22 protein-coding genes and 1 pseudogene are annotated in these 24,815 nt (G+C 58.0%); 14 read left to right on the forward strand and 9 right to left on the reverse strand.

The features are described 5' to 3' along the window. The first annotated feature begins 21 nt into the window (after nt 1-21). On the forward strand, nt 22-1,422 hold the full coding sequence (locus tag K5Q02_RS19770; RefSeq protein WP_225833437.1) for an MATE family efflux transporter: 1,401 nt from the start codon (nt 22-24) through the stop codon (nt 1,420-1,422). 146 nt (nt 1,423-1,568) lie between these two features. Here the strand turns inward: K5Q02_RS19770 and tusA are convergent, their stop codons facing one another. Continuing rightward, nucleotides 1,569-1,811 carry a sulfurtransferase TusA gene (tusA, locus tag K5Q02_RS19775; RefSeq protein ID WP_225833439.1) on the reverse strand — a complete coding sequence of 81 codons (243 nt, stop codon included), beginning with the start codon at nt 1,809-1,811 and terminating at the stop codon, nt 1,569-1,571. A 45-nt stretch (nt 1,812-1,856) separates the two neighbouring features. Continuing rightward, nucleotides 1,857-2,912, reverse strand: a complete 1,056-nt coding sequence (rlmM, locus tag K5Q02_RS19780) for a 23S rRNA (cytidine(2498)-2'-O)-methyltransferase RlmM (RefSeq protein ID WP_225833441.1) — start codon at nt 2,910-2,912, stop codon at nt 1,857-1,859. Nucleotides 2,913-3,147: 235 nt separating this feature from the next. Between rlmM and acnA the strand changes: the two genes are divergently transcribed. The 11 genes from acnA (at nt 3,148) to K5Q02_RS19835 (ending at nt 14,999) form a co-directional block, all read left to right on the forward strand. Continuing rightward, nucleotides 3,148-5,886 (forward strand): aconitate hydratase AcnA, encoded by a 2,739-nt coding sequence (gene acnA / locus K5Q02_RS19785; RefSeq protein ID WP_225833443.1) that lies wholly within the window; start codon nt 3,148-3,150, stop codon nt 5,884-5,886. Between the two features lie 283 nt (nt 5,887-6,169). After that, the gene (locus K5Q02_RS19790; protein WP_225833445.1) at nt 6,170-7,735 is read left to right on the forward strand and encodes a methyl-accepting chemotaxis protein; all 1,566 of its coding nucleotides are present in this window, start codon (nt 6,170-6,172) and stop codon (nt 7,733-7,735) included. 466 nt (nt 7,736-8,201) lie between these two features. Then, nucleotides 8,202-8,660 carry a DUF6998 domain-containing protein gene (locus K5Q02_RS19795; RefSeq protein ID WP_225833447.1) on the forward strand — a complete coding sequence of 153 codons (459 nt, stop codon included), beginning with the start codon at nt 8,202-8,204 and terminating at the stop codon, nt 8,658-8,660. 468 nt (nt 8,661-9,128) lie between these two features. Further along, nucleotides 9,129-9,989 (forward strand): hypothetical protein, encoded by an 861-nt coding sequence (locus K5Q02_RS19800; protein ID WP_225833449.1) that lies wholly within the window; start codon nt 9,129-9,131, stop codon nt 9,987-9,989. A 51-nt stretch (nt 9,990-10,040) separates the two neighbouring features. Beyond that, entirely contained in the window at nt 10,041-10,574 is a 534-nt protein-coding gene (locus K5Q02_RS19805; protein ID WP_442964020.1) for a DinB family protein, read from the forward strand. A 42-nt stretch (nt 10,575-10,616) separates the two neighbouring features. Beyond that, nucleotides 10,617-10,955 (forward strand): DUF6966 domain-containing protein, encoded by a 339-nt coding sequence (locus K5Q02_RS19810; RefSeq protein ID WP_225833451.1) that lies wholly within the window; start codon nt 10,617-10,619, stop codon nt 10,953-10,955. Between the two features lie 37 nt (nt 10,956-10,992). After that, on the forward strand, nt 10,993-11,328 hold the full coding sequence (locus K5Q02_RS19815; protein ID WP_225833453.1) for a hypothetical protein: 336 nt from the start codon (nt 10,993-10,995) through the stop codon (nt 11,326-11,328). 187 nt (nt 11,329-11,515) lie between these two features. Then, complete coding sequence (locus K5Q02_RS19820) at nt 11,516-11,950, forward strand: GNAT family N-acetyltransferase (protein ID WP_225833455.1); 435 nt, start codon at nt 11,516-11,518, stop codon at nt 11,948-11,950. A 5-nt stretch (nt 11,951-11,955) separates the two neighbouring features. Beyond that, nucleotides 11,956-12,669, forward strand: coding sequence for an alpha/beta fold hydrolase (locus K5Q02_RS19825; protein ID WP_225833457.1), 714 nt, complete (start codon nt 11,956-11,958; stop codon nt 12,667-12,669). A 214-nt stretch (nt 12,670-12,883) separates the two neighbouring features. Beyond that, a complete protein-coding gene (locus K5Q02_RS19830) occupies nt 12,884-13,546 on the forward strand; it encodes a potassium channel family protein (protein WP_225833459.1) in 663 nt (220 codons plus the stop codon). 277 nt (nt 13,547-13,823) lie between these two features. Further along, nucleotides 13,824-14,999: a GGDEF domain-containing protein gene (locus K5Q02_RS19835; RefSeq protein ID WP_225833460.1), complete on the forward strand. Its 1,176-nt coding sequence runs from the start codon at nt 13,824-13,826 to the stop codon at nt 14,997-14,999. A gap of 18 nt (nt 15,000-15,017) precedes the next feature. Here K5Q02_RS19835 and K5Q02_RS19840 read toward each other — a convergent pair whose 3' ends face one another. The 5 genes from K5Q02_RS19840 to K5Q02_RS19860 form a co-directional block, all read right to left on the reverse strand. Then, on the reverse strand, nt 15,018-15,815 hold the full coding sequence (locus tag K5Q02_RS19840; protein ID WP_225833462.1) for an SDR family NAD(P)-dependent oxidoreductase: 798 nt from the start codon (nt 15,813-15,815) through the stop codon (nt 15,018-15,020). Nucleotides 15,816-16,008: 193 nt separating this feature from the next. Beyond that, nucleotides 16,009-16,662, reverse strand: coding sequence for a DUF2076 domain-containing protein (locus K5Q02_RS19845; protein WP_225833464.1), 654 nt, complete (start codon nt 16,660-16,662; stop codon nt 16,009-16,011). Nucleotides 16,663-17,238: 576 nt separating this feature from the next. Then, the gene (locus tag K5Q02_RS19850; RefSeq protein ID WP_225833466.1) at nt 17,239-17,535 is read right to left on the reverse strand and encodes a hypothetical protein; all 297 of its coding nucleotides are present in this window, start codon (nt 17,533-17,535) and stop codon (nt 17,239-17,241) included. 178 nt (nt 17,536-17,713) lie between these two features. Beyond that, a complete protein-coding gene (locus K5Q02_RS19855; RefSeq protein ID WP_225833468.1) occupies nt 17,714-19,156 on the reverse strand; it encodes a heavy metal sensor histidine kinase in 1,443 nt (480 codons plus the stop codon). A 9-nt stretch (nt 19,157-19,165) separates the two neighbouring features. Continuing rightward, complete coding sequence (locus tag K5Q02_RS19860; protein WP_225833470.1) at nt 19,166-19,858, reverse strand: heavy metal response regulator transcription factor; 693 nt, start codon at nt 19,856-19,858, stop codon at nt 19,166-19,168. Between the two features lie 384 nt (nt 19,859-20,242). Here K5Q02_RS19860 and K5Q02_RS19865 point away from each other — a divergent pair, with 384 nt between their 5' ends. Both K5Q02_RS19865 and K5Q02_RS19870 read left to right on the forward strand, forming a co-directional pair. Beyond that, nucleotides 20,243-20,509 (forward strand): DUF2790 domain-containing protein, encoded by a 267-nt coding sequence (locus K5Q02_RS19865; RefSeq protein ID WP_225833471.1) that lies wholly within the window; start codon nt 20,243-20,245, stop codon nt 20,507-20,509. Between the two features lie 115 nt (nt 20,510-20,624). Further along, nucleotides 20,625-21,035 carry a cyclophilin-like fold protein gene (locus K5Q02_RS19870; RefSeq protein ID WP_225833473.1) on the forward strand — a complete coding sequence of 137 codons (411 nt, stop codon included), beginning with the start codon at nt 20,625-20,627 and terminating at the stop codon, nt 21,033-21,035. A 148-nt stretch (nt 21,036-21,183) separates the two neighbouring features. Here K5Q02_RS19870 and K5Q02_RS19875 read toward each other — a convergent pair. Together K5Q02_RS19875 and K5Q02_RS19880 are read right to left on the reverse strand one after the other, a co-directional pair. Continuing rightward, a pseudogene (locus K5Q02_RS19875) lies at nt 21,184-22,522 on the reverse strand (c-type cytochrome). A gap of 15 nt (nt 22,523-22,537) precedes the next feature. Then, the gene (locus K5Q02_RS19880; protein ID WP_225833475.1) at nt 22,538-24,796 is read right to left on the reverse strand and encodes a xanthine dehydrogenase family protein molybdopterin-binding subunit; all 2,259 of its coding nucleotides are present in this window, start codon (nt 24,794-24,796) and stop codon (nt 22,538-22,540) included. Nucleotides 24,797-24,815: the final 19 nt, after the last annotated feature.

Here is a 24,815-nt window from a genome sequence, read left to right on the forward strand (position 1 = left end):
TCCACGGATCACGGAACCCCGATGCCTGCCCTTTCCCGCCTGCAGCGCGTGCGCACCGAGTTGCGCACGCTGCTGGCCCTGGCCACCCCGATCATCATCGCGCAACTGGCGTACACCTCCATCGGCTTCGTCGATACGGTGATGTCCGGGCGTTTCAGCGCCCGCGATCTGGCGGCGGTGGCGCTGGGCAATTCGATCTGGGTGCCGGTGTTCCTGCTGATGACCGGTATTCTGCTGGCCACCACGCCCAAGGTGGCGCAACGCTTTGGTGCCGGGCAGCACGGGGAAATCGGCCCATTGGTGCGCCAGGCACTGTGGCTGGCCCTAGTGGTGGGCTGCCTGGCCGGCACAGTGCTGTGGAACGCCGAGTTCGTGCTACGGCTGATGAAGGTCGATCCGGATCTGATCGAGCCGGCCATGGGCTACCTGCACGGCGTGGCGTTCGGCTTCCCCTGCGTGGCGCTGTTCCATGTGCTGCGCTGCTACAGCGACGGCCTGGGCCGTACCCGCCCAGCCATGGTGGTGGGCCTGTTCGGGCTACTGCTGAACATCCCCCTGAACTACGTGCTCATCTACGGCAAGCTTGGTTTGCAGCCACTGGGCAGCGTCGGCTGCGGCTGGGCCACAGCGATGGTGATGCTGTTCATGCTGCTGGGCATGATCTGGTGGATTCGCCGTGCACCGGCCTATAACGACACCACACCGCTGCAGCGCTTCGAGCGGCCGAGTTGGCCGCTGATCAAGCGCCTGCTGGGTATCGGATTGCCGATCGGCATCTCGGTGTTCGCCGAATCGAGCATCTTCGCGGTGATTGCGCTCTTGATCGGCGGGCTGGGCGCCACGGTGGTCGCCGGGCATCAGATTGCCCTGAACTTCGCCTCGCTGGTGTTCATGATCCCCTACTCCATTGGCATGGCCGCCACGGTGCGCGTGGGCCAGGCCCTGGGCCGCGGCGAGCCGCGTGAGGCACGCTTCGCTGCCGGGGTGAGCATGGTGACCGCACTGGCCTACGCCTGCGTGTCGGCCAGTTGCATGCTGCTGATGCGCGAGCAAATCGCGCAGATCTATACCCCAGCGCCGGAGGTGATCGCTCTGGCCGCCAGCCTGATCGTCTACGCCGCTCTGTTTCAGTTCTCCGATGCCCTGCAGGTCACTGCCGCAGGCGCACTGCGCGGCTATCAGGACACCCGCGCGACCATGATCATGACCCTGTTCGCCTACTGGGGCATCGGTTTGCCTGTGGGCTACATCCTCGGCCTGACCGACCTGTTCGGCCCGGCCAGCGGCCCAGCGGGGTTATGGGAAGGGTTGATTGTTGGCCTGACCTGCGCCGCCCTGATGCTGACCCTACGCCTGAAAAGCAGCGCCAAGCGACGGATTTGGCTGGTCGAAGCGCCGGGGCGTGAAGGCAGCCAAGCGTGAATTGGCAGCAAGAAGGCGGAAGCGGACGTTCGCGATCTCGTGGGAGGGGCTTTAGCCGCGAGCTCTTTACGCCTAGCTAGGCAAAATCGAGGCTAAAGCCTCTCCCACAAAAGCTCTGCTCACCGTCCGCTTTCGCCTTGAACCGCTCAATCAACCTTCTTGCGAATCCAGTACAGATAGGTATCGGCGTCCTGCGCCTGCTCGACCAGTTCGTGGCCGAGAAACACGCAGAACTTGGGAATATCACGGCGCGTCGAGGGATCGGTGGCAATGACCTTGAGCAAACCGCCAGCCGGCAAATCGCGCACCTTGTTGTGCAGCATCATCACCGGCTCCGGACAAAACAGCCCGGTGGCGTCGAGGGTGTCATCGGGGGTGGTATCAAGCATCACGGGCTCCGCAGCAATTCGAATCGTTGCTCAGTAAGGGGCAGCTTATTTATCCAGCCGGCGCAGGTGACAGGTCACTTCCTCGCGGTCGTGATACAGCTGCTTGCAGGCGATGGAGACCTTGACCTTGCGCGCGGCCAGGCCGTCGGCAATGCGCTCGAGTAAACGGCGTACCTCGGCGTAACGCTGCTTCATCGGCAGTTTGAGGTTGACCACCGCTTCACGGCAATGCCCCTCGCCGATCCAGGTTTCCAGCAGCGCGGCACTGCGCGCGGGCTTCTCGACGATGTCGCAGACCATCCAGTCCACCGGCTGTTTGGGCTTCCAGGTGAAGCCATCGACCATCAGATGCTGCACCAGGCCTGTATCCATCAGACTCTCGGCCATCGGGCCATTATCGATGGCCGTTACCAGCATGCCACGGCGCACCAGTTGATAGGTCCAGCCACCGGGCGCGGCACCGAGATCGACGCCGGTCATCTCGTCTGACAGGCGCTCGTCCCACTGCTCGCGGGGAATAAAGGTGTGCCAAGCTTCTTCGAGCTTCAAGGTCGAGCGGCTTGGTGCTTCCCGAGGAAACTTGAGGCGCGGAATTCCCATAGGCCAGATCGCCGAGTTGTTCGCCTCGGCCATACCAAGGAACACTTCACGGCCACTTTTGAAGGTCAGCAGCAGGCGTGGCGCCCGGGCGTTCTCCACCAGCTTGCCGGCGGCCGTCAGGGCCTTGCGCAGCGGGCCTTCGAATTTCTTGCAGAAGCCGGACAGCTCCTTGCCATCGTTGGTGTCGAGCACCTCCAGCCACAGGCTGCCGAAGGCCGGCAACGGCGCCAGCTGCTCGAGCAGCACGCTGATGCGATCCTTCTCGGGTAGCTCCATGAAGCGCCCCCGTGCCCACTGCCGAATGAAGATCAACTGGCTGAAACGCAGCCCCTTCATCAGCCGCTCGGCGCCCTCCTCGTCACTGCAGATGAACTCCGCACAGGCGGTATTCGGCTTGGCCTTGGCATAACCAGGAACATCGAGAAGCGCCGCATGTTCGGAGATTTCCGAACACACCTCGTTCTCGAAACCAGGGCGGCAGTGCAGTAACAAAGTATTCATCAGGGCTCTCCTTGGGCCGCGCATGATAGCGAAAACTGGAACCCGCGGCGCCTGCCCCCTGTCCAGTGAACAGAATCCCGGCATTTACCGGCCCGCCGCACAGGCGTTTTCACGCCAGGCGCAAGACCGGACGACGGCTCATCGCAAGCCGTAAGGGAACCAGTGCGCAGAGTCGGAGAGAACCTCTGCCAAAACCAGAACGGCTTGTACCGTGCAAGCCACAAGGAGATGCACGATGCCTTCCATCGATAGCCTGAACTGCCGCCGCACACTGGACGTGGACGGCAAATCCTACGACTACTTCAGCCTGCCAGAGGCTGCCAAGCAGCTCGGCAACATCGACGATTTGCCGGTTTCGCTCAAGGTGCTGCTGGAAAACCTGCTGCGCTGGGAAGACGACAAAACCGTCACCCGCGACGACCTGCAGGCCATGAGTGACTGGCTGCAGAAACGCAGCTCCGACCGCGAGATCCAGTACCGCCCAGCCCGCGTATTGATGCAGGACTTTACCGGCGTACCGGCTGTGGTCGATCTGGCCGCCATGCGCGACGCGATGGCCAAAGCCGGCGGCGATCCGCAGAAGATTAACCCGCTGTCGCCGGTTGACCTGGTCATCGACCATTCGGTGATGGTCGACAAGTTCGCCACGCCAGCGGCGTTCGGCGAAAACGTCGAGATCGAGATGCAACGCAACGGCGAGCGCTACGCGTTCCTGCGCTGGGGCCAGAGTGCCTTCGACAACTTCAGCGTGGTACCGCCAGGAACCGGCATCTGTCACCAGGTCAACCTGGAATACCTCGGCCGCACCGTGTGGACGAAGGAAGAAGATGGCACCACCTTCGCCTACCCCGACACCCTGGTCGGCACCGACTCGCACACCACCATGATCAACGGCCTTGGCGTACTCGGCTGGGGCGTGGGCGGCATCGAAGCGGAAGCGGCGATGCTCGGCCAGCCGGTATCCATGCTGATTCCCGAAGTGATCGGCTTCAAGCTAACCGGCAAGCTCAAGGAAGGCATCACCGCCACCGACCTAGTGCTGACCGTCACCCAGATGCTGCGCAAGAAAGGCGTGGTCGGCAAATTCGTCGAATTCTATGGCGACGGCCTGGCCGAACTGCCTCTGGCGGATCGCGCCACCATCGCCAACATGGCACCGGAATACGGCGCCACCTGCGGTTTCTTCCCGGTCGACGAGATCACCCTCGGCTACCTGCGTCTGTCCGGTCGCCCCGAGGAAACCGTGAAACTGGTCGAGGCCTATTCCAAGGCCCAAGGCATGTGGCGCAACGCCGGTACCGAGCCGGTGTTCACCGACAGCCTTGCGCTGGACATGGGCGAGGTAGAAGCCAGCCTGGCCGGCCCGAAACGGCCTCAGGATCGCGTCGCCCTGCCAAATGTCAGCCAGGCGTTCGATGACTTTCTCGGCCTGCAGCTCAAACCCAGCGGCAAGGAAGAAGGCCGCCTGGAGAGCGAGGGCGGCGGTGGCGTGGCAGTCGGCAATGCCGCGCAGAACGAAATCCACTACGAGATGGACGGCAAGCGTCATCCGCTCAGCGACGGCGCCGTGGTGATCGCGGCGATCACTTCCTGCACCAACACCTCCAACCCGAGCGTCATGATGGCCGCCGGCCTGCTGGCCAAGAAGGCGGTGGAGAAAGGCCTGCAGCGTAAACCCTGGGTCAAGAGCTCGCTGGCTCCGGGCTCCAAGGTGGTGACCGAGTACTTCGCCGCAGCCGGGCTGACCGAGTACCTCGACAAGCTCGGTTTCGATCTGGTCGGCTACGGCTGCACCACTTGCATCGGCAACTCCGGCCCGCTGCCCGACCCGATCGAGAAGGCCATTCAGGATCATGACCTGACCGTCGCCTCGGTGCTGTCTGGCAACCGCAACTTCGAAGGCCGCGTGCACCCGCTGGTGAAAACCAATTGGCTGGCTTCGCCACCCCTCGTGGTCGCCTACGCCCTGGCCGGTAGCGTGCGAATCAACATCGCCGAAGAGTCGCTGGGCGAAGACCGCGACGGCAAGCCGGTGTACCTGCGCGATATCTGGCCGAGCCAGAAGGAAATCGCCGAAGCGGTACAGAAGGTCAGCACCGCCATGTTCCGCAAGGAATACGCCGAAGTGTTCGCCGGTGACGAGCAGTGGCAGGCCATCGCCGTGCCCGAGGCCGATACCTACACCTGGCAGAACGACTCCACCTACATCCAGCATCCGCCGTTCTTCGAGGCCATCGATCAGGCGCCACCGGCCATCACCGACATCGCCAACGCACGCATCCTCGCGCTGCTCGGCGACTCGGTGACCACCGACCACATCTCGCCTGCCGGTAACATCAAGACCGACAGCCCTGCTGGCCGCTACCTGCGCGAGCAAGGCGTGGAGCCACGTGACTTCAACTCCTACGGCTCGCGCCGCGGCAACCACGAAGTGATGATGCGCGGCACCTTCGCCAATATCCGCATCCGCAACGAGATGCTCGATGGCGAAGAAGGTGGCAACACCGTACACGTGCCAAGCGGCGAGAAGCTGGCCATCTATGACGCGTCCATGCGCTATCAGGAGGAAGGCACGCCGCTGGTAGTGATTGCCGGCAAGGAATATGGCACCGGCTCGAGCCGCGACTGGGCCGCCAAGGGCACCAACCTGCTGGGTGTGAAAGCGGTGATCGCCGAAAGCTTCGAGCGCATCCACCGCTCCAACCTGGTAGGCATGGGCGTACTGCCGCTGCAGTTCACCGACGGTGCCGACCGCAAGAGCCTGGGCCTGACCGGCAAGGAAACCCTGGCCATCAAGGGCCTGGACGGCGTCGACGTACGCCCGCACATGCCGCTGACCCTGGAAATTACCGGTGAAGACGGCAAGCAGCGCAGCGTCGAACTGCTCTGCCGCATCGATACCCTCAACGAAGTGGAGTACTTCAAGGCGGGCGGCATTCTGCACTACGTGCTGCGCCAATTGATCGCTGGCTGATAGCAATAAAACGGGCGCCGCAGAGATGCGGCGCCCGTTGCTATCCGTAGCCTGGGTCGAGCGAAGCGACACCCGGGGATGCGCTCTCACAGACCCCTATCGATCTCACATTCCCCGTCTTCCGCCCTCCTCGTACGCCGATGTTCCCGCCCGCCTGACACCACCATTACACCAATGGACTGCCGTTATACCGGCGTCAAAATGTGATCCACCTCAAAATCCGGTTACACTCCTAGCCCTGCCGCGCGTACGCGATAAATCAAAAATCATCAGGGTAGATGCCATGCGTAACAATCAGCCGATCACCGGGAACGAGCGGACGTTTCCGGCGCAACAGCGTCTGATCTCGACGACCGACCTCAAGGGCCAGATCACCTATTGCAACGATGCCTTCGTCGAAATCAGCGGTTTCTCGCGAGACGAGCTGATCCGCGCGCCCCACAACCTGGTGCGCCACCCTGATGTACCGCCTGCCGTGTTCGAGCACATGTGGAACACCCTGAAGGCCGGCCGACCGTGGATGGGCATCGTCAAAAACCGCTGCAAGAACGGCGACCACTACTGGGTCAACGCCTACGTGGTGCCAGTGCTCGATGGCGGCAAAGTCACCGGCTACGAGTCGGTGCGCACCAAACCCACTGCGGAGCAGGTTCAACGCGCCCAGTTGCTTTATGCGCGCATCAACGCTGGCAAGGCTGCCATACCGAGCCGCGACCGTTGGCTACCGGTGCTGCAGAACTGGCTGCCGTTCATTCTGGTCAGCCAGGTCGGTTTCCTAGTCGGCGCGTGGCTGGACAGCACCTGGGGCTTCATCGCCGCCGCCGCGCTTTCGATCCCGCTCGGCCTGCTGGGCTTGGCCTGGCAAACCCGTGGTATCAAACGCCTTCTCAAGCTGGCCGAACAAAGCACCTCCGACCCGCTGATCGCGCAGATGTACACCGACAGCCGTGGCGTCGAAGGCCGCCTGGAGCTCTCCATACTCAGCCAGGAGGCACGCCTGAAAACCTGCCTCACCCGCCTGCAGGACAGCGCCGAGAACCTCGCCAAACAAGCCACTCAGGCCGACGTGCTGGCCCACAACAGCTCCGCGGGGCTGCAGCGCCAGCGTGAGGAAACCGATCAGGTCGCCACCGCCGTCAACGAAATGGCCGCCACCACCCTGGAAGTGGCCAACAACGTGGCACGTACCGCCATCGCCACCCAGGAAGCCAACCGCCTCACCCAGCAAGGCCGCACCATCGCCAGCGAAACCCGCGAAGCGATCCAGCGTCTGTCGCTCTCGGTAGGCGAAACCGGCGAAACCGTCACCCGCCTGGCCCGCGACAGCAACGAAATCGGCGGCGTGGTCGACGTGATCAAAGGCATCGCCGACCAGACCAACCTGCTGGCCCTCAACGCCGCCATCGAAGCCGCTCGCGCCGGCGAAATGGGCCGCGGCTTCGCCGTGGTCGCCGATGAAGTGCGTTCCCTGGCTCAGCGCACCGCCCAGTCCACCGGGCAGATCCACGAACTGATCGCCAAACTGCAACGCACCGCCGACGAAGCGGTACTGACCATGGACATCGGCCGCAAACAGGCCGACGAAGGCGTCGAACGCGTACAACAGGCCGACCATGCTCTGGCCGGTATCAGCGACGCCGTCGCCAACATCGCCGAAATGGCCGACCAGATCGCCGCCGCCGCCGAAGAACAAAGCGCTGTGGCCGACGAAATCAGCCGCAATATCACCACCATCGCCCAACTGTCAGACCAGACCGCTGGCGAGGCGCAGAGTACGGCGCTGTTAAGTGAAGAGTTGACCAGTACGGCGCAGGGGCAGTATTCGTTGGTGGCAAGGTTTAATCGGTAAGCAGCGTTGACGTGATGTTGCTGTGGCACTGGGCGCGCTAAAGCCACCTCTTAACAAAACGTTAGGCTATCAAATGCCATCAAAACCGCTGAATATCCCGTTATATAAAAAATGCCATACCAGCGTATGGCATATGCTCGCGTGCATTCCGCTAGCCATAGTTACTGTCAGGCCGAATACCGTCGAGAATTGGATAACTTCAATATTCTTCGTGGCTCCAGTGCTTTGGTTTGTATTCGTGGGCCCTAAATTTCTAGACGGCAGGCTCAGGCATAGCCGATATGGTTTACTTTCTTGGGTCATTTTGGCTTTGAAACTAGCATTGTTTCTCTGGACAATTAAAATTTTCGAGCCGTACATCGCTTCACTGCTGAGCGAGTGGTTAAAATCCTAAAAATTGACTCAAAGCGTTCGCTACGCTCACTGAATGGGCTAAAACCCGCCCTTAATCAAGTACTAAACTAACATGCAAAAGCACAGAGCAATAACCGAAGCCCTTGAATTAATATTTGAGGGTATTCAAAAGCTAAAAGATACCTTTCCTAATCGTGTATTCACGATAGATGGCCGTTTGGTAGGCGATATTGGAGAGGTTATTGCAGAGCTTGAGTACGACATGGCAGTCCATGAGGTCTCACAGCCACGACATGATGGCGTTGCCTCAGACGGAAAACTTGTTCAAGTCAAAGCAACCTTTAAGAACTTTCTCACCTTTAGAACCGTCCCCGACTATTACTTAGGCTTCAGGCTTCACCCCAACGGGGAGTATGAGGAAATTTTCAACGGGCCAGGTCAAATCATCTATGACCGCTACATTCATCGAAAAGGAATTGGTCTCTCACTGCTCTCATTTCCAATTAGTGAGCTGCGTAAGCTTTCAAAATCAGTACCCACTCATCAGCGCATCGCGAGGAGAAAAGGCTAACAAACGGCTCACTCCAGAAACAGTGACGGCGCCTGGTGATCCTCTTAGGTAAACCTTGCAAAGTATGTGAACAGTGTGTGATCTGCCCACTTCCCTCCTACCATTGAGGTAGTGCATTCTAAGACACAAATAAGCATTACTCTGGTAAAAGGCTTCTTTGAAAGCTCTTTTGAATCATTGATCAAAATTGTCGAGTTGATGGCTGTTTTTTTGAATTCTCGCCATATTGGAAAGGCTGGTGGGGTTCAATTTTTTGTTATGGAGTTGGCGCCGGAGCAACGAAAAACCCCTCACGTTAGATACGGCTTCGGACTACCAATAGGAGATAAGCTTGTTCCGCTATCATAACTTCACTTTTATAGCCACTGAATCAACAGCACATAACAACCAACTCAAACCGTTCGCTTCGCTCACTGGGACTAGCTAAAGCCCGCCCTTTAATCAAGCATTAGACTACAAGGAACACGCATGAAAGAGCAGTTACTCCTAGCCAAGAGGCTGTTCTTGATCGGTTCAGGCTACGCTGAAAAAGACGATCCAGTTTCAGCAGGAATTTCAATTTCACTATTTCAAGACTCAATAGAGATATTTATTTGGTCGCTTCTAAAGAGCCTTGACGCCGAAGCAAAAGAGCAAACTGCCTTCACTAGTTTTTTTGACCTTGTAAAAAACGCTAAAGGAAACACAAAAGGATTATCGCTTCCTTTCAAGGCAAAAATTCTAGAGCTAAATAAATCTAGAATTAACTTCAAGCACTACGGTAACTTACCAGACATCTCAGAAGCAAAAAAATTTAAAGCATACACTGAAGAATTCCTTACAATCAGTTTCTATGAATTCTACTCAATAGAACTCACGTCACTGTCATTAGCCGATTTAATTCCATACTCAAATATTCGCGCCAAAATTAAAAATGCAGAAAGCTTGCTAGAAAGCAACGAACTTGAACAAGCCACAGCTGAAATTTCTATGGCAAAAGCTATGCTCTTTGAAAAAATATCTAATTATCTGCCCAAGCCAGATAGAAGAATTTCAGACGGCGATAAGCTTTTAAGGAAAATATCAGGTGAGAAATTCATAAGCTTATTCAAGCCACTAACAGAATACCTAGATAAATCCAACGAGATAAGCATTATTTCATTATTAGGAATTCAAATAAGCGACTACTTCACGCTTCAAAGGTATCTACCTGCTGCTCTAAAAATGTCTGACGGCCAATACTCATTGCAATACCACGACAGGCTTCCCCCAACCAAGGAAATAACAAAATCTGCGATTAATATAATAACCTCAGCAGCAATAAGAGCTAGAGAAGTCATAGGCGAATAAGCAAGTAGGGTGGATGACGCCTTTTTCATCTACCTACGCCTAACGATGTTTATGGACTCTCCCCTTCAAACAGCGCCTAAGGTCAACTCGATGCTCATACACAACACTCTCCAATACAAAGCCTGGGCAGATCGTCGAACACTGGATGCCGTCGCTCAGCTCGACCCGCTGACGCAGCCTGAAGCGCTGGCCTTCGCGCGGCAGCAGCTCAACCATATGGTTCGCGTTGAAGAGCTGTTCCGCGCGCGGCTGCTTGAGGAGCCGGCGCCGCATGACAGTACCAACACCGATACCCTGCCCCAGCTCGATGAGCTCGACCGCAGGCTGACGGCTGCCAATCAGTGGCTGGCCGCGTACCTCGGTGGCCTTGCGCCCGCGCAGCTTCAGGAGCCTATTCGCTTTGTTTTCGTGGATGGCAAACAGGGCATGTTGAGCCGTGAAGAAGCGATCTTTCACCTGATCAACCACGGCACCTATCATCGCGGCGCCATCGGCCATGCACTCGACCGGGCTGACGGCAACCGGCCAGCCGATACCTACACGGTATTTATCCATGGCGCGGAGCCTGAGCGTAGAAACGCTTGAGGCATACTCACCGTTCGATGCAGATCAACCACCCGGCGCGCCATGACCAATCCGCAAACCCAGCTGAATGAACTGATCGCTCACCTTGCGGCGCTCACCGACATTCTCTCCTTCGACGCCCATAGCCATTGGGGCGCTCATTTCCGCAATTGCCTGTCGACTGCCCAAGCGCTGGCGGGCAGCAGTTGCGATGCGGATGAACTGACAGGCCTGGCGTGCTCTGTGATGTCGGTTTACGGCGGCATGGGCAGCTTCAACGATTACGCGCCGTGGGAAAATGGTCGCTTCATTGCCGGTATGGAGTCCCTGGATGAGGTCTCAAATCGCGTCTACATGTCGGCCCGGGCGATAAGACTGCGCAACGCCACAGACGCTGACTGACTGCATACGTCCCCCCCCTGCTGAGACAAATGAATCGATGTCCATCTACACCCTATCCGCCTTGTTCCAGCCCGCGCCCATCCAGTGGGGCCTGCGAGGCGATCCCTATCTGTGGCAGGAAATGAGCGAGACGCTTGCCACCCTACCGCTTCCGCCAAGCGAGACGCAGCTGGCCGCCATCCTCGACGACACCTTCGAGCGCCTGGTTGGCCTATCGCCAGACTCGACGCAGTCGTCCGTGTTCGTTGAGCGTCACAGCCATGGCGGCATGTCGTCGGGTGGGATCAGTCTGGTTTTCTGGCGCGAGAAGGGCTTACCGTTGCTGCTGGCTCGTTACCACGCCGCCCTTACCGACAGCGATGCCAGACCGTGACAGCAAGTAGGGTGGATCGGGGCGCGTAGCTGACGCCTTTTTCATCCACCATTGCGATCTCAAACGGTGGCCGGATAAAGCGTCAGCTACCCGCTCCGACCCGCCGACGAATTTGTTTTTTAACTGGCAATCACCGGGCTGCTGGTAACAGCACGCGATCCATTATGGCCAACAAAGGAATAATTGAATGACAGAAAACACCCCTGCCTACTCGGCCGTGCACGCCATCCCATCGGTAGAAACCTATCGCCACCTGCGCACCGCGGCGGGGCTGAGCGCCAAGACCGTCGAAGCGGCAACCCGTGGCCTGCCCAACAGCCTGTTCGCCGTGCAGATTCTCTGTGCTGGCGAACCGGTCGGTATGGGCCGCGTGATCGGTGATGGCGGCTCGTTCTATCAGGTGGTGGATATCGCGGTGCTGCCGGCCCATCAGGGGCGTGGTCTGGGCAAGCAGATCATGGCCGAGATCAGCGACTTCATCGCCCGCGAAGTGCCAGAATCCGCGTACGTCAGTCTGATCGCCGACGGCGAGGCGTATCGCCTCTATCAGCAGTTCGGCTTTGCACTGACTGCACCGGCAAGCCAGGGCATGGCGCTTCGCAACGTAGTTTGTCGTAGGTGATAACGATGCTGACGCTCGTGCTGCTACCAGGAATGGATGGTACAGGCACCTTATTCGAGCCATTCATAACGGCTCTCGGACAAGACGTCGCTGTTCAGGTCGTTAGCTATCCAGCCGTCGACGCACTTGGCTATAGCGAACTGGAGGCCCATGCGCGTCACTCGCTTCCAAGCAGTGGCCGCTTCATCCTGTTGGGCGAATCCTTTTCTGGCCCTGTTGCTGTAGCGATTGCGGCATCGCGACCGCCGGGGCTGGTAGGCCTCGTTCTGTGCAGCACCTTCGTTCGCAACCCACGGCCGGCATTTGGCCCGCTGCGACATATCGCTAGCCTGTTGCCCGTCAAGCTCGCGCCGTTGCCCGCTCTCAGTACGCTGTTGCTTGGTCGTTTCTCGACGCCAGCGTTGCGGGCTGCGTTCGCAGCAGCAATGTCGCAGGTATCGGCGCAAGCATTACGCGCGCGATTGCGTGCAGTCCTTGATGTAGACGTCTCCATGCAGCTTGGAACTATCGACGTACCAATGCTCTATCTTCTCGCACAGCACGATCGCGTCGTTCCTACCAAAGCGCTCAAGCATATCCAGCGTATCTCTCCCGCTGTGCAAGTTGCCCCCATCAACGCGCCCCACTTCTTGCTGCAAGCAGCGCCTGCCGAGGCGGCTCAAGCAGTGGCGTCATTCACTCAGGCATTGCAAACAACCCAGCGCGAGCACACTGAATAACTGGGCGTTCAATATTGGTTGGCAAGCAGGCAAACGAGGGTGTCGAACATGTGCAGCAGGCCTACCATATCCTTCGGCATCAGCCCCGCTCTCGCCGCTAGCAGACGGCCGGTGCGGCAGCATACATAGGCACTCGGGATACATTAGACTGCCCGGCAAAATCGCTCGCGCGCTCGCCACAGCCCTCTGCATCCCTTCCTCCTGGTTCAATTCAATGCCCAAGGTTCACTCGTACCTGATTCGTTATCCCTCTGCCAGTTTGCTGTTCGTGCAGTTGCTGGGCATCGTGCTCTACCCCTTCATGGAGCGGCTGTCCGAAGGCCGCGCCATCGTGGGAGCCTTCGGCATCATCGTGCTGGCGATGTCGCTGCGCATGGTGCGCAGCAGCCCGACCATCCAGTGGATTGCCTTCACTCAGGCCGCCTGCATCCTGGCGCTGACCGTGGCGGTCGAGTTCGAATACAGCTCTGTGCTGGCGATTCTGCTGGCAGCAATGGAGTCGAGCTTCTACTTCTATGCCGCTGGCGGCCTGATCGCCTACATGATGGAAGACCAGCGAGCGAGCACCGATGAGCTGTTCGCGGTCGGCGCCACCTTCACCCTACTGGCCTGGGCGTTCGCCCACGCCTTTTCCGTGTGCCAGTTGCTGAGCCCTGGTAGTTTCACCGCAGCCATCAACCCGGAAGCGGAACGTACCTGGGTGGAACTGCTGTTCCTGAGTTTCACCACCCTGTCGGGCGTCGGCCTGGGCGATATCCTGCCGCTAAAGCCATTCGCCCGGGCGCTGGTGATGCTCGAGCAGTTCGCCGGGGTCATGTACATCGGCCTGGTCGTTACCCGCCTGGTCAGCCTGACGGTCAGGCCAAAACCACACTGACCGGCCCGGCCCTGGCCCGCCAGTGGAAAACGCCTTGCCGTCTGCCAGACTGAATAAAGCGCGGCGCGGGCGAGCAGCACTACGGACTCGCTGGAGTGGCAGGTGAAAAAAGCCTGCCATCCATCCGTTTCGTTGCCTGGCCCCGTCTGAAATTGGCAACCGAACGCTTACAATCGCGGCCGAAAAATCGCAGCCGTTTGCACGATGTGCAACGGCTGCAAGCCCCCGCGATCACCGCAGCACGCCCAACACATAAACAAGCAGGCACTCTCAGAACATGGCGCTCGATCCCTTAACCATGTTGACGATCACCATCGCCCTCGCCTTGGCGGCGGCGCTTTATCTGGCAATCGAATGGCAGACCGTGCGAGAGCCATCGCTGCTCTTCTGGAGCGCTGCTTTCGCACTGATCAGCGTGGGCTCGACGCTCGCCTTGTTGCGCGGCAGCGGCCTGTTACTGATAGGTATCTGGTTTGCCAACGGCTTGCTGATCACCGCGCACTGGCTGTTTCTGGTCGGCGTGGCACGCTTCACCGAGACTCGCCTGTCTCGGGCCTGGTGCCTGATGGTAGTCGCCTGGTTCGCCATGCTGCTCCTGCCGGAAGGGCCGCAGTGGTCGAAGGTGATGTTGCTGGTCAATTCACTGTCAGTTGCGCTGACGGCGCTCTGGGCCAGCTGGCTGCTGCGCCCCCAAGGTAAATCCCTGGGTGCCGGTGCCGCGCAGCTACGCTTCGTGCTGCTCGGCCACGGTCTGTTCTATATCGCCAAGACCATCCCGGTGCTGATCCCAGGCACGCTGATCGACTTGGCGGCCTTTCGTGGCGAGATCATCCAGATCTCGCTGGTTGAGGGCGTGATGGCGCTCATGCTGATCGCCCTGTCGATGACTGGCACCGTGCGTTATCGCCGAGAGAAACGCATCGAGCGGCTGGCTGCCCGCGACCCGCTCACCGCCATGTACAACCGACGCGCCCTGGAAGCACGGGCGCCACGCCTGCTCAACGAGGTTTCTCCGTCCCGCCCTAGCGCGCTGCTGTTGATCGATATCGACAACTTCAAGCTGGTCAACGACCTGCACGGGCATAGTGCAGGCGACCGCTTGCTGGTGGTACTGGGCGAGATGATTCGCCTGGTGCTGCCCGACGGTTCACTGGCTGCCCGACTTGGCGGTGACGAATTCGTGATTCTGCTGCGCGATGCGTCCCAGGAACGCATCGTGAGCCTGGGCGATACGTTGCGCGAGCGGTTCCATGGCGTGGCCGCGCAAACCTTCGCCACCCCAGAAGCGGTAACCCTGAGCATCGGCGCCAGCCTGTTCGATCAGCCACCCGCCAGCCTGGCGGCGTTGATCGAACAAGGTGACGCAGCGCTTTATCAATCCAAGCGCGGCGGACGCAACAGCATTCGCCTGGTCGATCGTACCTTGACCGGCAGCTCTACCTCGGCCATCTGATCAACAGGCAGCAGTGGCTCAGTTCTGTACGGCCTGAACCGAACCGCCATCCACCCGCAGGTTGCTACCGTTGATGAACGAGGCCCGCTCGGAGACTAGCAAGGCAATAGCTGCCGCCACCTCCTCAGCCCGGCCGCGGCGCTGCTGGACGATGCCGGGGCGCTCTTCCTCGAGAAAACTCGCCACCGCTTCGTCGAAGGAAACGCCCTCTTTCTCGGCCCGCTTACGCATCATGCCGTCGGTCATGTTGGTTTCGATAAAAGCCGGGGCCACGGTATTGCACAACACGCCGTAGGCCGCTTCCTTGTAGGACAGGTTCTTCACGAAGGCGCCGAGTGCGGCCTTGGATACGTTGTAGACGGCCTCCTCCCAGTAGGGCTGAACGGCGTTCTCCGAGGTGATGCACACCAATCGGCCCCATCCCCTCTGGCGCATGGCAGGAATGGTGGCCCGAGCGACGCGCACGGCGGAAAAGAAATCGGTGGCCCAGGCTTCCTGGTAGTCACTGTCGGGTAACTCCAGCGGATCGCCCTTGGCACCGGTAACACCAGCGGCATGCACCACGATATCGATTTTCCCAAAGCGGGTTTCGCCCGCCTTGACCAGCGCATCGACCTCATCCTGGCGAGTCATGTCCGCGGCGACCCTCAGCGCGTCGCCAGGCAGATCGGCACCGGCCTTGTCCAGGGCGGCCTGATCCTTGTCGGTCAGCAGCAGGTGAACCCCTTCTTCGGCAAGCAGCTTTGCCGTGGCCAGGCCGATGCCCCCGGCAGCACCGCTAATGAGCGCAACGCGCCCCTTGATTTGCAGATCCATAGAAACCTCATTGACGTGCGAAAGATGCTGGGCAGAGCCGGCGTGACAACATCGAGCATTCGCCCGATGCCGCTGCGCTACCGGCCAAACACGCCTGCCCACAGGTGATCGATGGACTCGCCCCGCACGTGCAAGATTCACAGTGAATGACGACCTGCGCCCGGCGCCTATTGCGCCTGGGATGTCTGATTGCCTAGCTGAAGGTATCGCCGTCGTCGAAGAAATCCGAGCTATCGAAGGCATCGGTGTCGATATCGTCGGTGCCCGCGTATGGCGCATCGTCCAGGCCGCTGGCGAAGCTGTCCTGGGCGGGCAGGTCTTCACGGATGACTTCGACGATCTCCTGAGGCTGGTCGTGGTGGAACATGCTGGTCAGCAGATCCGCCACCATCACCCCGCCCGCCACGCCAGCCGCCGTCTGCAAGGCGCCGCGCATGAAGCCGCCTTGGGCAGCCGCTGCACCAGCCGGCGCACTGGCAACCGGCGCAGCGGCAGCGTTTTGCGAGAAGCGGGTCTCCCCCCAGCCAGCCGGGCGCTGCGCAGGTTGTGCGGCGTTATTGGACTGGCCGCCACCGAACAGGCCGGCGAGAAAGCCGCCGCTGCCTGAGCGCTGTCGTTGCTGCTCGGCGGCCTGGGCTTCCAATTCGCGTACACGCTGATCCAGGCGTTTGATCGCAGCTTCCTGAATCAGAATCGCCTGGGCCATGTAGTAGGCGGCAGCAGGCTGGCGGGCCAGATGTCCCTTGATCTGCGCTTCGGCCTCGGTATCGCGTAGTCCCCCCTGATGCTCGGCCTCCTGCAAGCGGGAGAACAGGCCATCGATCAGGGTTTGCTCTTCGGAATTCATGGGCGCCTCGATTGAGCGATGAAAGGTGAGACATCCTTGTACGACGTGCTGATGCGACGCCTGGCGCCGCTGAATGAGAGATAGGACTGGAAGGGAAAATTACAAGTTCCGGGCTGGCGGCAGTAAAGATGCACCGCCGATAGCGCGGATGGGCACAGGCATGTCGAGCTCAGACAGTTGGTCGGTCATGCGCAGCTCTATAGGGAGCGATCTTTAGCCACCAGCAGGAGTCAACCCGATGGCCAATGAGCCGCTTACCATAGTGTCGTAGACACCTGTGAATGGAACGCATCAAGGGCGCATCCCTCACGGGAAAGGGAATGGGCAATCCTTTGCCGAGGAATGGCCCGAGCAGAACGGCATCCACCCACACCGGGCAAGCGGTGCTGAAAAATGGGCAGAAGAAGTCCCGGTGTGTGGCTGGGCATCAAGGCCCACGAGGTAAATGGTGTTGGAAAACGCATGGGATGCGTGGTGATGGAATACTGCACTGCGAACTTGAGCGTGGAGCGGCTACGGAAAACCAGGATAGCTGCCAACGGGATCAATAGAAAAAGATGTCAACGAGCTATCAGCTCACTCGTCGTCGGCCATGAAACAGTGAAAATCAACGCCCAAAGCGCATTCGCAAATATCCTTGATGAGGTTATTCAACTCAAGTGAACCCATACTCTTATTCAAAGAATGGCTATCCGCCCAATAGGCACTGAGTATCCACTCAGGGCATCCCGAAGTTCTACGGGTATACGAGCAATTCAAGCAACCTGAGAAGCTCGACAGATGCTCCACGCTCATAGCCAATAGCGTGTCGATTCTTGCCGCACAGGCTTCAACTGCTTTGATCTTCATAGTCGTTACAGCTTCAATGGCCATAATGTCCCCCTTAGCATAAACACTGTAAAGAAAATTAAACTATCAACTCAACCATGCCACCCCTGCTCAAAAAAGCTTGAAGGCGGGGAAAATCAGAAAAATTCAAGGGTTTACAATGTACATCCGAAACTGCTGTCTTTACGAAAAGGCAACAGCAACTGGAGTGGGACTCAGCTCTTCACACACGGACGCCATCGACTTCGACATCACTTTTCGATTCGAAAGCATCTGAATGCCCAGAGGCAATGCTGCCAATTGCCAACGTCAGGCCAAATGTATTCACTCCATTTCGGCTGTTAGCGAACACGTCGCCTTTATGCATAGTCGCCACAGCCTTGACTATCGAAAGACCAAGCCCATGATGCGTGTCGCTTCCGGCTCGCGAACCATCGACCCTGTAAAAGCGCTCGAACAAGCGCTTTAAATGCTCTTCTGCAATGGGCTCACCATAATTGGCAACGGACACCACAGCCATGTTGCCTCGCGTGGTGATAGAAACCGTTACCGTAGTGCCCGCGATGGCATGTCTGGAACTGTTATCCAGCAGGTTTGCCAATGAGCGATGGAAGAGCTGTCGGTCGATGCATGCCACCCCATCACCATCCACTGTAACGACATTATTTTTCTGCTGGAAAAGAGGCTCAACATACTCGACCGTTTTAAAAGCCTCTTCACGCAAAGATACTTCTTTTAGTTGGGTCGCACGCACCCCGGACTGGGCGTGAGATAGAAAAAGCATATCATTGACGATGGACGTCATTCTTTCCAACTCTTCCAGGTTTGACTCCAGCAGCTCCACCAACTCATGGGTATCTCGCTTACGAGAAAGTGCCAATTGGGTTTCCCCTATCAGGTTGGTCAGTGGCGTTTTTAACTCGTGAGCGACATCTGCGTTAAAGCTCTCCAGTTGCATCCACGCCACTTCCTGCCGTTCAAGCACCCCATTAAACGAAACGGCCAACTCCTTCAATTCTTCCGGCAGGACTGCCGCATCCAGCCGCTGCCCATATTTGCCGGGAGCCAGACGCTGCGCCTGATCGCTCAAACTATTGATCGGACGCATTCCAACCTTGGAAATAAAATAACCTAGCAAGGCGACAAGAAGCACACTGAACAGGCTAATGAACAACAGGGCGCGAGTAAACTCATTCAACGTGCCCATGTACGGCGTAGAATCTATTGCAACGACGAACCTGAGCGCGGGTCGATCACCATTGACCGGAATATCCGAGATCAACAGGTAAAGAGCGCATGCATCTTCACTCAAACCTGGCACTTGATTAAAGCCACTGGCCAGAGATGACAAGTCCACACCCACAGGCGGCTGCCCACCTACTCGATACAGAGGGTCTTCACTCAACACCCAGTAACGAACTCGCCCGCCCTCGGCCGCGGACAAGTCAGTCACTTTGGCCACAACGGCTTGCCAGTCATCAAAATTGGTACGAGCACTTATCCAGGGCTCCATGAGCGACTCCCGGAATAACAGCTCGTTATGCATTTGGCTCTCCAGCGACTGATGCAACGCCACTCGTAAAGAAAAACCAAATACCGATGCAATTAACACGGACGCAACTGCAAACATCAAAGCCAGGCGGCCGGATACTGATTTCTTTATCATTGGTTTACTCTATGCCGACTGGCGCTCGGGACGTACTTCAAGAACATAACCCATACCCCGAACGGTATGGAGCAACTTCATTTCATACGGAGCATCAATTTTGCTTCTGAGTCGTTTTATTGCGACTTCGACAACATTGGCGTCGCTATCGAAATTCATATCCCAGATCTGTTCTGCAATCATCATTTTCGACAGAATCTGCCCTTGGTGTCGGGCCAAAAGACTCAACAAGGAAAACTCCTTGGCTGTCAGTTCCAGACGTTCCCCTGCACGCGAAACTTTCCTCGATAATAAATCCAGATGAAGATCGTGGATCTGAAGCTGCGCTATATCGGCGCCATCGCTCGGGCGTCGGCGCAACAGTGCCTGGATACGTGCGACTAACTCGATAAGAGAAAATGGCTTTGGAAGGTAGTCATCCGCGCCATGCCTCAGGCCTTTTACACGCTCGTCTACAGACCCTCGTGCAGACAGCATCAAGACAGGCGTCTGTTTAGTCATACGCAGGTTTTCGAGAACGCTATAACCATCCATACCCGGAAGCATTACATCCAAAACGACTGCATCGTAGTCATATTCCAATGCAAGGTGGAGCCCCACGGTGCCCGTGGAGGCAACGTCAACGGTGAACCCCAGTTCACTAAACGCTCGGTTTATGTAGGAAGAAGTTTTTTCTTCATCCTCCACAAGCAATAACCTCATACATTCCACCTGCTAGCTTAAGCCAACTTCATAGTCACTCATCATACCGAACATTTCCAACAGACAGCTGACATTCAACTGACATTTCTGTCAGAAAACACTCTAGGTCATCCTGACGAAAATGTTATCTACCGGTCATCTAAATGACAGTCGCGCACTCATAACCTAGCCAGAACACAAACCAACCTTATGGGTAAGACTAATGAAGCTCGCCCGGGCGATCTTGATAAAGCGACACCACCCCATACCGAAAACAAATAATAGAGACAAGGAGACAAACATCGATCAACGCCACCCAATCGAAAAATTCGGCATTAACTGATCACCTATGCAACAGGCCTTCGCATTAGCAACTCCCCAAAATCACAGCCAAACAGGTGTAATATGAAAGTCATCGCAACCCTTGCTACCGCTCTACTTGCATCCTCATTCGTAATGGCAGCAGACGCCTCAAGCTCCCTTGGCAATGCAGCTGCGGCTCAATATCGCTACGGCATGAATTTAGATGTAGCGAGAGTGATCTCGATTTCTGAACCTAAAGAGTCTTGCGGCCTGGTGCCCGTGACCATGCACTATGAAGACAGCCGAGGTGACCGACACCTCTTGCGCTTCACTCAGCTCAATTCGGGCCCGCGCTGCCCGGACAACTGAGGAAAAGCCACGACTATTCGATAGTTTGCAAGCGCCGAAGAATCATCACGACTCACGAACACTTAACCCTGCCGAATAAGCAGTTATCACAACAAACCACACCAGGATAGAGTCAATGAAACGAGCCTTTCTATTCGCTGGCAGCCTCACGTTCATTCTGGCGGGCCACACCGTTGCGCAAGAGCGAATATTGATATCGTCAGAATGGGGTAATGCAACGGCACGCCTGGTCGATAATGATGCGACACAGGCATTGGTAGCGATGTTGCCGGTAACGATAGAGATGCGCGATCACCTTCGTCAGGAAAAGACCGGCGACTTGCCTTCACCCCTACCGGAAGTAAATCGCCAGAGAGACTTCTCGACAGGCACGATCGGGCTATGGGGGCCTGATCACTTTGTCATCTACTACAGTGAGGGTCGCGTCCCCTCACCTGGCATCGTGATTCTCGGGGATATAGAGGGGGACATCTCCTTTCTGGATCGTCCGGGCCCCATTACCGTCAGGGTCGAACAGGCTGAATAGGTTTTCTTGAAACAGTAAACAACCCTGCCTGTACCGCGCCTTGTCAACCAATACAAAGCGCGGTTCGCAGCTCGATGAGTGGCTCAACAATCATCCCCCATCCCGGCTCAACACGCATCACTGCGCGCGAGCCGCACTCGAGTAACCATCAGCGCATCTGCAGAATGATCGGGTTGCTGCTTGCCGGGCTGGTTCGCTCTCGCAGTTCGCCGACCTCGGCCGCAGTCACTGCGCCGCCCTGGTTGCCCCAGGCGGTACGAACGAAAGTCAGCACTTCTGCCATCTCGGCATCGCTCAACTGATTGCGAAACGGCGGCATGCGGTACGCATCAGGCACGCCTTGTGCGACAACCCGATCCGAACCATTCAGAGTCACATTGATAGAGGTGGCGTTATGTTCGGACATGGAAGAGGAAGCCCCCGCTAGAGGCGGCATCCACTGCCCCTGGCCTCGCCCATCGATACCGTGGCAGGAGCTGCACTTGGCCACATAGGTGCTCGAGCCGGGTCTTGCCATATCCGCAGCCTGGAGCGGCTGCGCCAACAAAGGATCCCAGGCGGGGACCGTCTCTCTCGGGGTCACCGGGTAGCGAGCCGAGATAGCGAGCGATGGCGGCCAGGTCCTTATCCGTCATGTATTGAGTCGAGTTATTGAATGCCTCCGTCATGGTGCCGGTGACGACGCTGTGCACGTTTCGCCCGACCTGCAGGTACTGGACGATCTCTTCTTCGCTCCAACGCCCCAGGCCCGTATTAGGGCCCTGCCGCAAGCTCGGCGCGTACCAGCCATCCAGCAACGCGCCGCTCAGATACAGTGGATTGGTTTCGTCCAACCCCTTCTCGTTCATCGCTAGCCCGCGAGGCGTATGGCAGCTACCGCAATGGCCTGGCCCTTGAACGATGTAGGCGCCGCGATTCCACAACGCATCCTGCCCGGGCTTGTCCTCATAGGCTCCTTCTGGCGCAAAAACAGCGTTCCACATCGCGATGGGCCATCGCATGTTGAGCGGCCAGGGAATCTTACTTTCCCGGTTCTCCATGCGCACAGGCTCGACCCCTTGGCTGAAGAATGCATAGAGGGCGCGAATGTCATCGTCACTGAACTTGGCGTATGACGGGTAAGGCATCGCCGGGTAGAGGCGGTGCCCATCTGCCGCGACACCGGCGCGTATCGCGCGGTCGAACTCGGCCAGACTGTAATTGCCGATTCCAGTCTCTGGATCAGGGGTGATGTTGGTGGTGAAGATGGAGCCCAGCGGGGTTGCCATTTCATAGCCCCCTGAAAACGGAGCACCATCTGGAGTGCTGTGGCAGGCAACGCAATCGCCCAGCCTGGCAACATACTCACCGCGTTGAATCAGCTCGGGAGTCACTGCCGCCGCGCTTTGATTCGCCAACGGTGAGTAAGGCGTGCGAGTTACGAACCAGGCCAAACCCGCTGCCGCCACGATGCCGCCCACCAGGAGGGATGTAATTGTCTTTTTCAACGGTGCATTCCTTTCTCAGGCGTCAAAGCTGTAATGCGAAAAAGGCATGCTGCGAATCCGCTGCCCGGTGAGTCTGGAAACAGCATTCGCCACGGCGGGTGCGACAGCGGGCAAAGGCGGCTCACCGATGCCCCCCATCTTGGCGCCGCTTTCGACTATCCGGACGTGCACATTCGCCATCATCGCCATCGGCAAAACGCGGTAGAGGTCGTAGTTGCGAGCTACAGGCTGGCCATTCTTGTACTCCGCCTCTTCGATCAATGCCTGAGATAAACCAAGTGCGACCGCCGAATTGACCTGGGCATCGATGATTGCCGGATTGACGATGCTGCCAGGGTCAATCGCCTGCCAGATATCGTGCACTTTGACCTGACCATTGAGAATCGAGACCTCGGCGATGACCGCCACCTCCGAGCCAAACGGCGATGCCATTGCGACTCCACGCGCACGGCGAGACCCATCTTCGGCAGTGAACGGGCCACGCTTCCAACCACCAGAATGATCAGCGACGGCAATCAGCAAGTTGGTCAACCGCTCGTTGCCCTGCAGCAGTTTCATCCGCAGGTCGTAAGGATCTTGGTTCCCAGCATCGGCTAGCTCATCCAGAAAGGCCTCGTAAACGAAGTCGTTGATGGAGTTACCTACCGACCGCCAGTAAGCGAGCGACGCCGGCGTTTTCACGTAGCGCTGGGCGATCCGGCGATTGGGTATCCGATAACTTTTTTCCGTCAGCCCCTCGACTGCCGTAGGGTCGATCTTTTCACCACGTTTGTTGGCGATACCTTCAGTCGGCCCCTCGGTGACAGTGACCGCCTCGAGCGCAACCGGCATACCCTGTTCATCAACCCCACCCCGCATGTGCACGACTGCCATAGGTCGCAATGGATCGCGCAAGAACTCTTCCTCACGGCTCCAGATGACTTTGACCGGGCGACCAACCGCTTTAGCCAGGTTTATTGCCTGCGGATAGGGCGATGCGTTGGGGTATATGAAATGCCGGCCAAAAAAGCCGCCCAACAACGGTGAGTGGACTTTGACGCGCGAAGCATCGAGACCGGTCTGCTTGAGAATCTCGGCCAGAAAAAGATCGGGAGCCTGGTTGGGCAGCCAGACTTCCAGACTTCCGTCGCTATCGAAACACGCGAGCGCTGAAGGAGGCTCCATCTGAGCATGGTGGAGGTATTGGGTGTGGTAGCTTGCCTCGACGGTCTTGCGTGCACCGTCGAACGCTTTCGTCAGTTCCCCTTCCTCCTCCGCCACATCGCCCTTGTCACGATCGCTGGTGAGCTGCTCTCGGTAAGCCTGCGTAGAAAAGTCTGCTGGCATGTAACGCATCGCCGACTTGTCTTGCGGCTCCCTCCATTCGACCTGAAGCGATTCTGCGGCACGTTTGGCATTCCACCAGCGCGGCGCTACCACCGCCACTGCACCGGGCAGTACATGCACGGAGTGCACGCCCGGCATGCCCTTGACCTGTGCTTCGTTGCGTAAACCGCCCACCTCCAGACCGAGCCGAGGCGCGTGCTGGACGGCAGCATGAAGCATGTCGTCGACACGGCAATCAATCGTGTAGATAGCCTTGCCGGTGGACTTCTCGTACACGTCCAGTCGCTTGACGGGTTTGCCGATCCAGCGAAAGTTTCCTGGGTCCTTGAGCTGAATCTGCTCGGGATCAGGGATGGGGCGATCCAGCGCTGTTTGCGCGAGTTCGCCATAGCTCGCCAACTTCCCTGACGCGAGGTGAATGACTCGACCTGGCTCGGTGGTGAGTTGCGTGATCGGTACGCCCCACAACTCCGATGCCGCTTGAAGCAACATTAAGCGGGCCGAAGCGCCGAGCTTTCGCATGGTCGTGTAACTCGAACGAACCGACATGCTGCCGCCGGTGAACCGCCCACCATTGTCCATCACCATGTAGTCGCCGCCAGGCGGTGCCATCTCTACAAAGAAACTCTCGGGGCTCGCATCCAGCTCTTCACCGACAATTTGCGCCAGGCCGGTGAAGATGCCCTGGCCACCTTCAGCGAACGGGCTTTTCAAATGAATGGTGTTGTCCGCCCGAATTTCCAGGAACGCCGGCACGCGCGTGCCAGGAGCGACGGCTTTGATGCTCTGTGCTGCCCGCGCTTCTTCAATTGGAATGCCGAAGCTGATCACCAATGCGCCCGCGGTAATACCAGCAGAGGCCAGGAGAAACCTGCGCCGAGAAATATTGACCGGCTCTACAGACGCAAAAGTGCCGTCTTGACCGTTGGAGTTATCCAGCATAACCATGGCCTGTCCTTCCGTCGTA

It is taken from the genome of Pseudomonas sp. MM211 (genome assembly GCF_020386635.1).
Taxonomy (GTDB): domain Bacteria; phylum Pseudomonadota; class Gammaproteobacteria; order Pseudomonadales; family Pseudomonadaceae; genus Aquipseudomonas.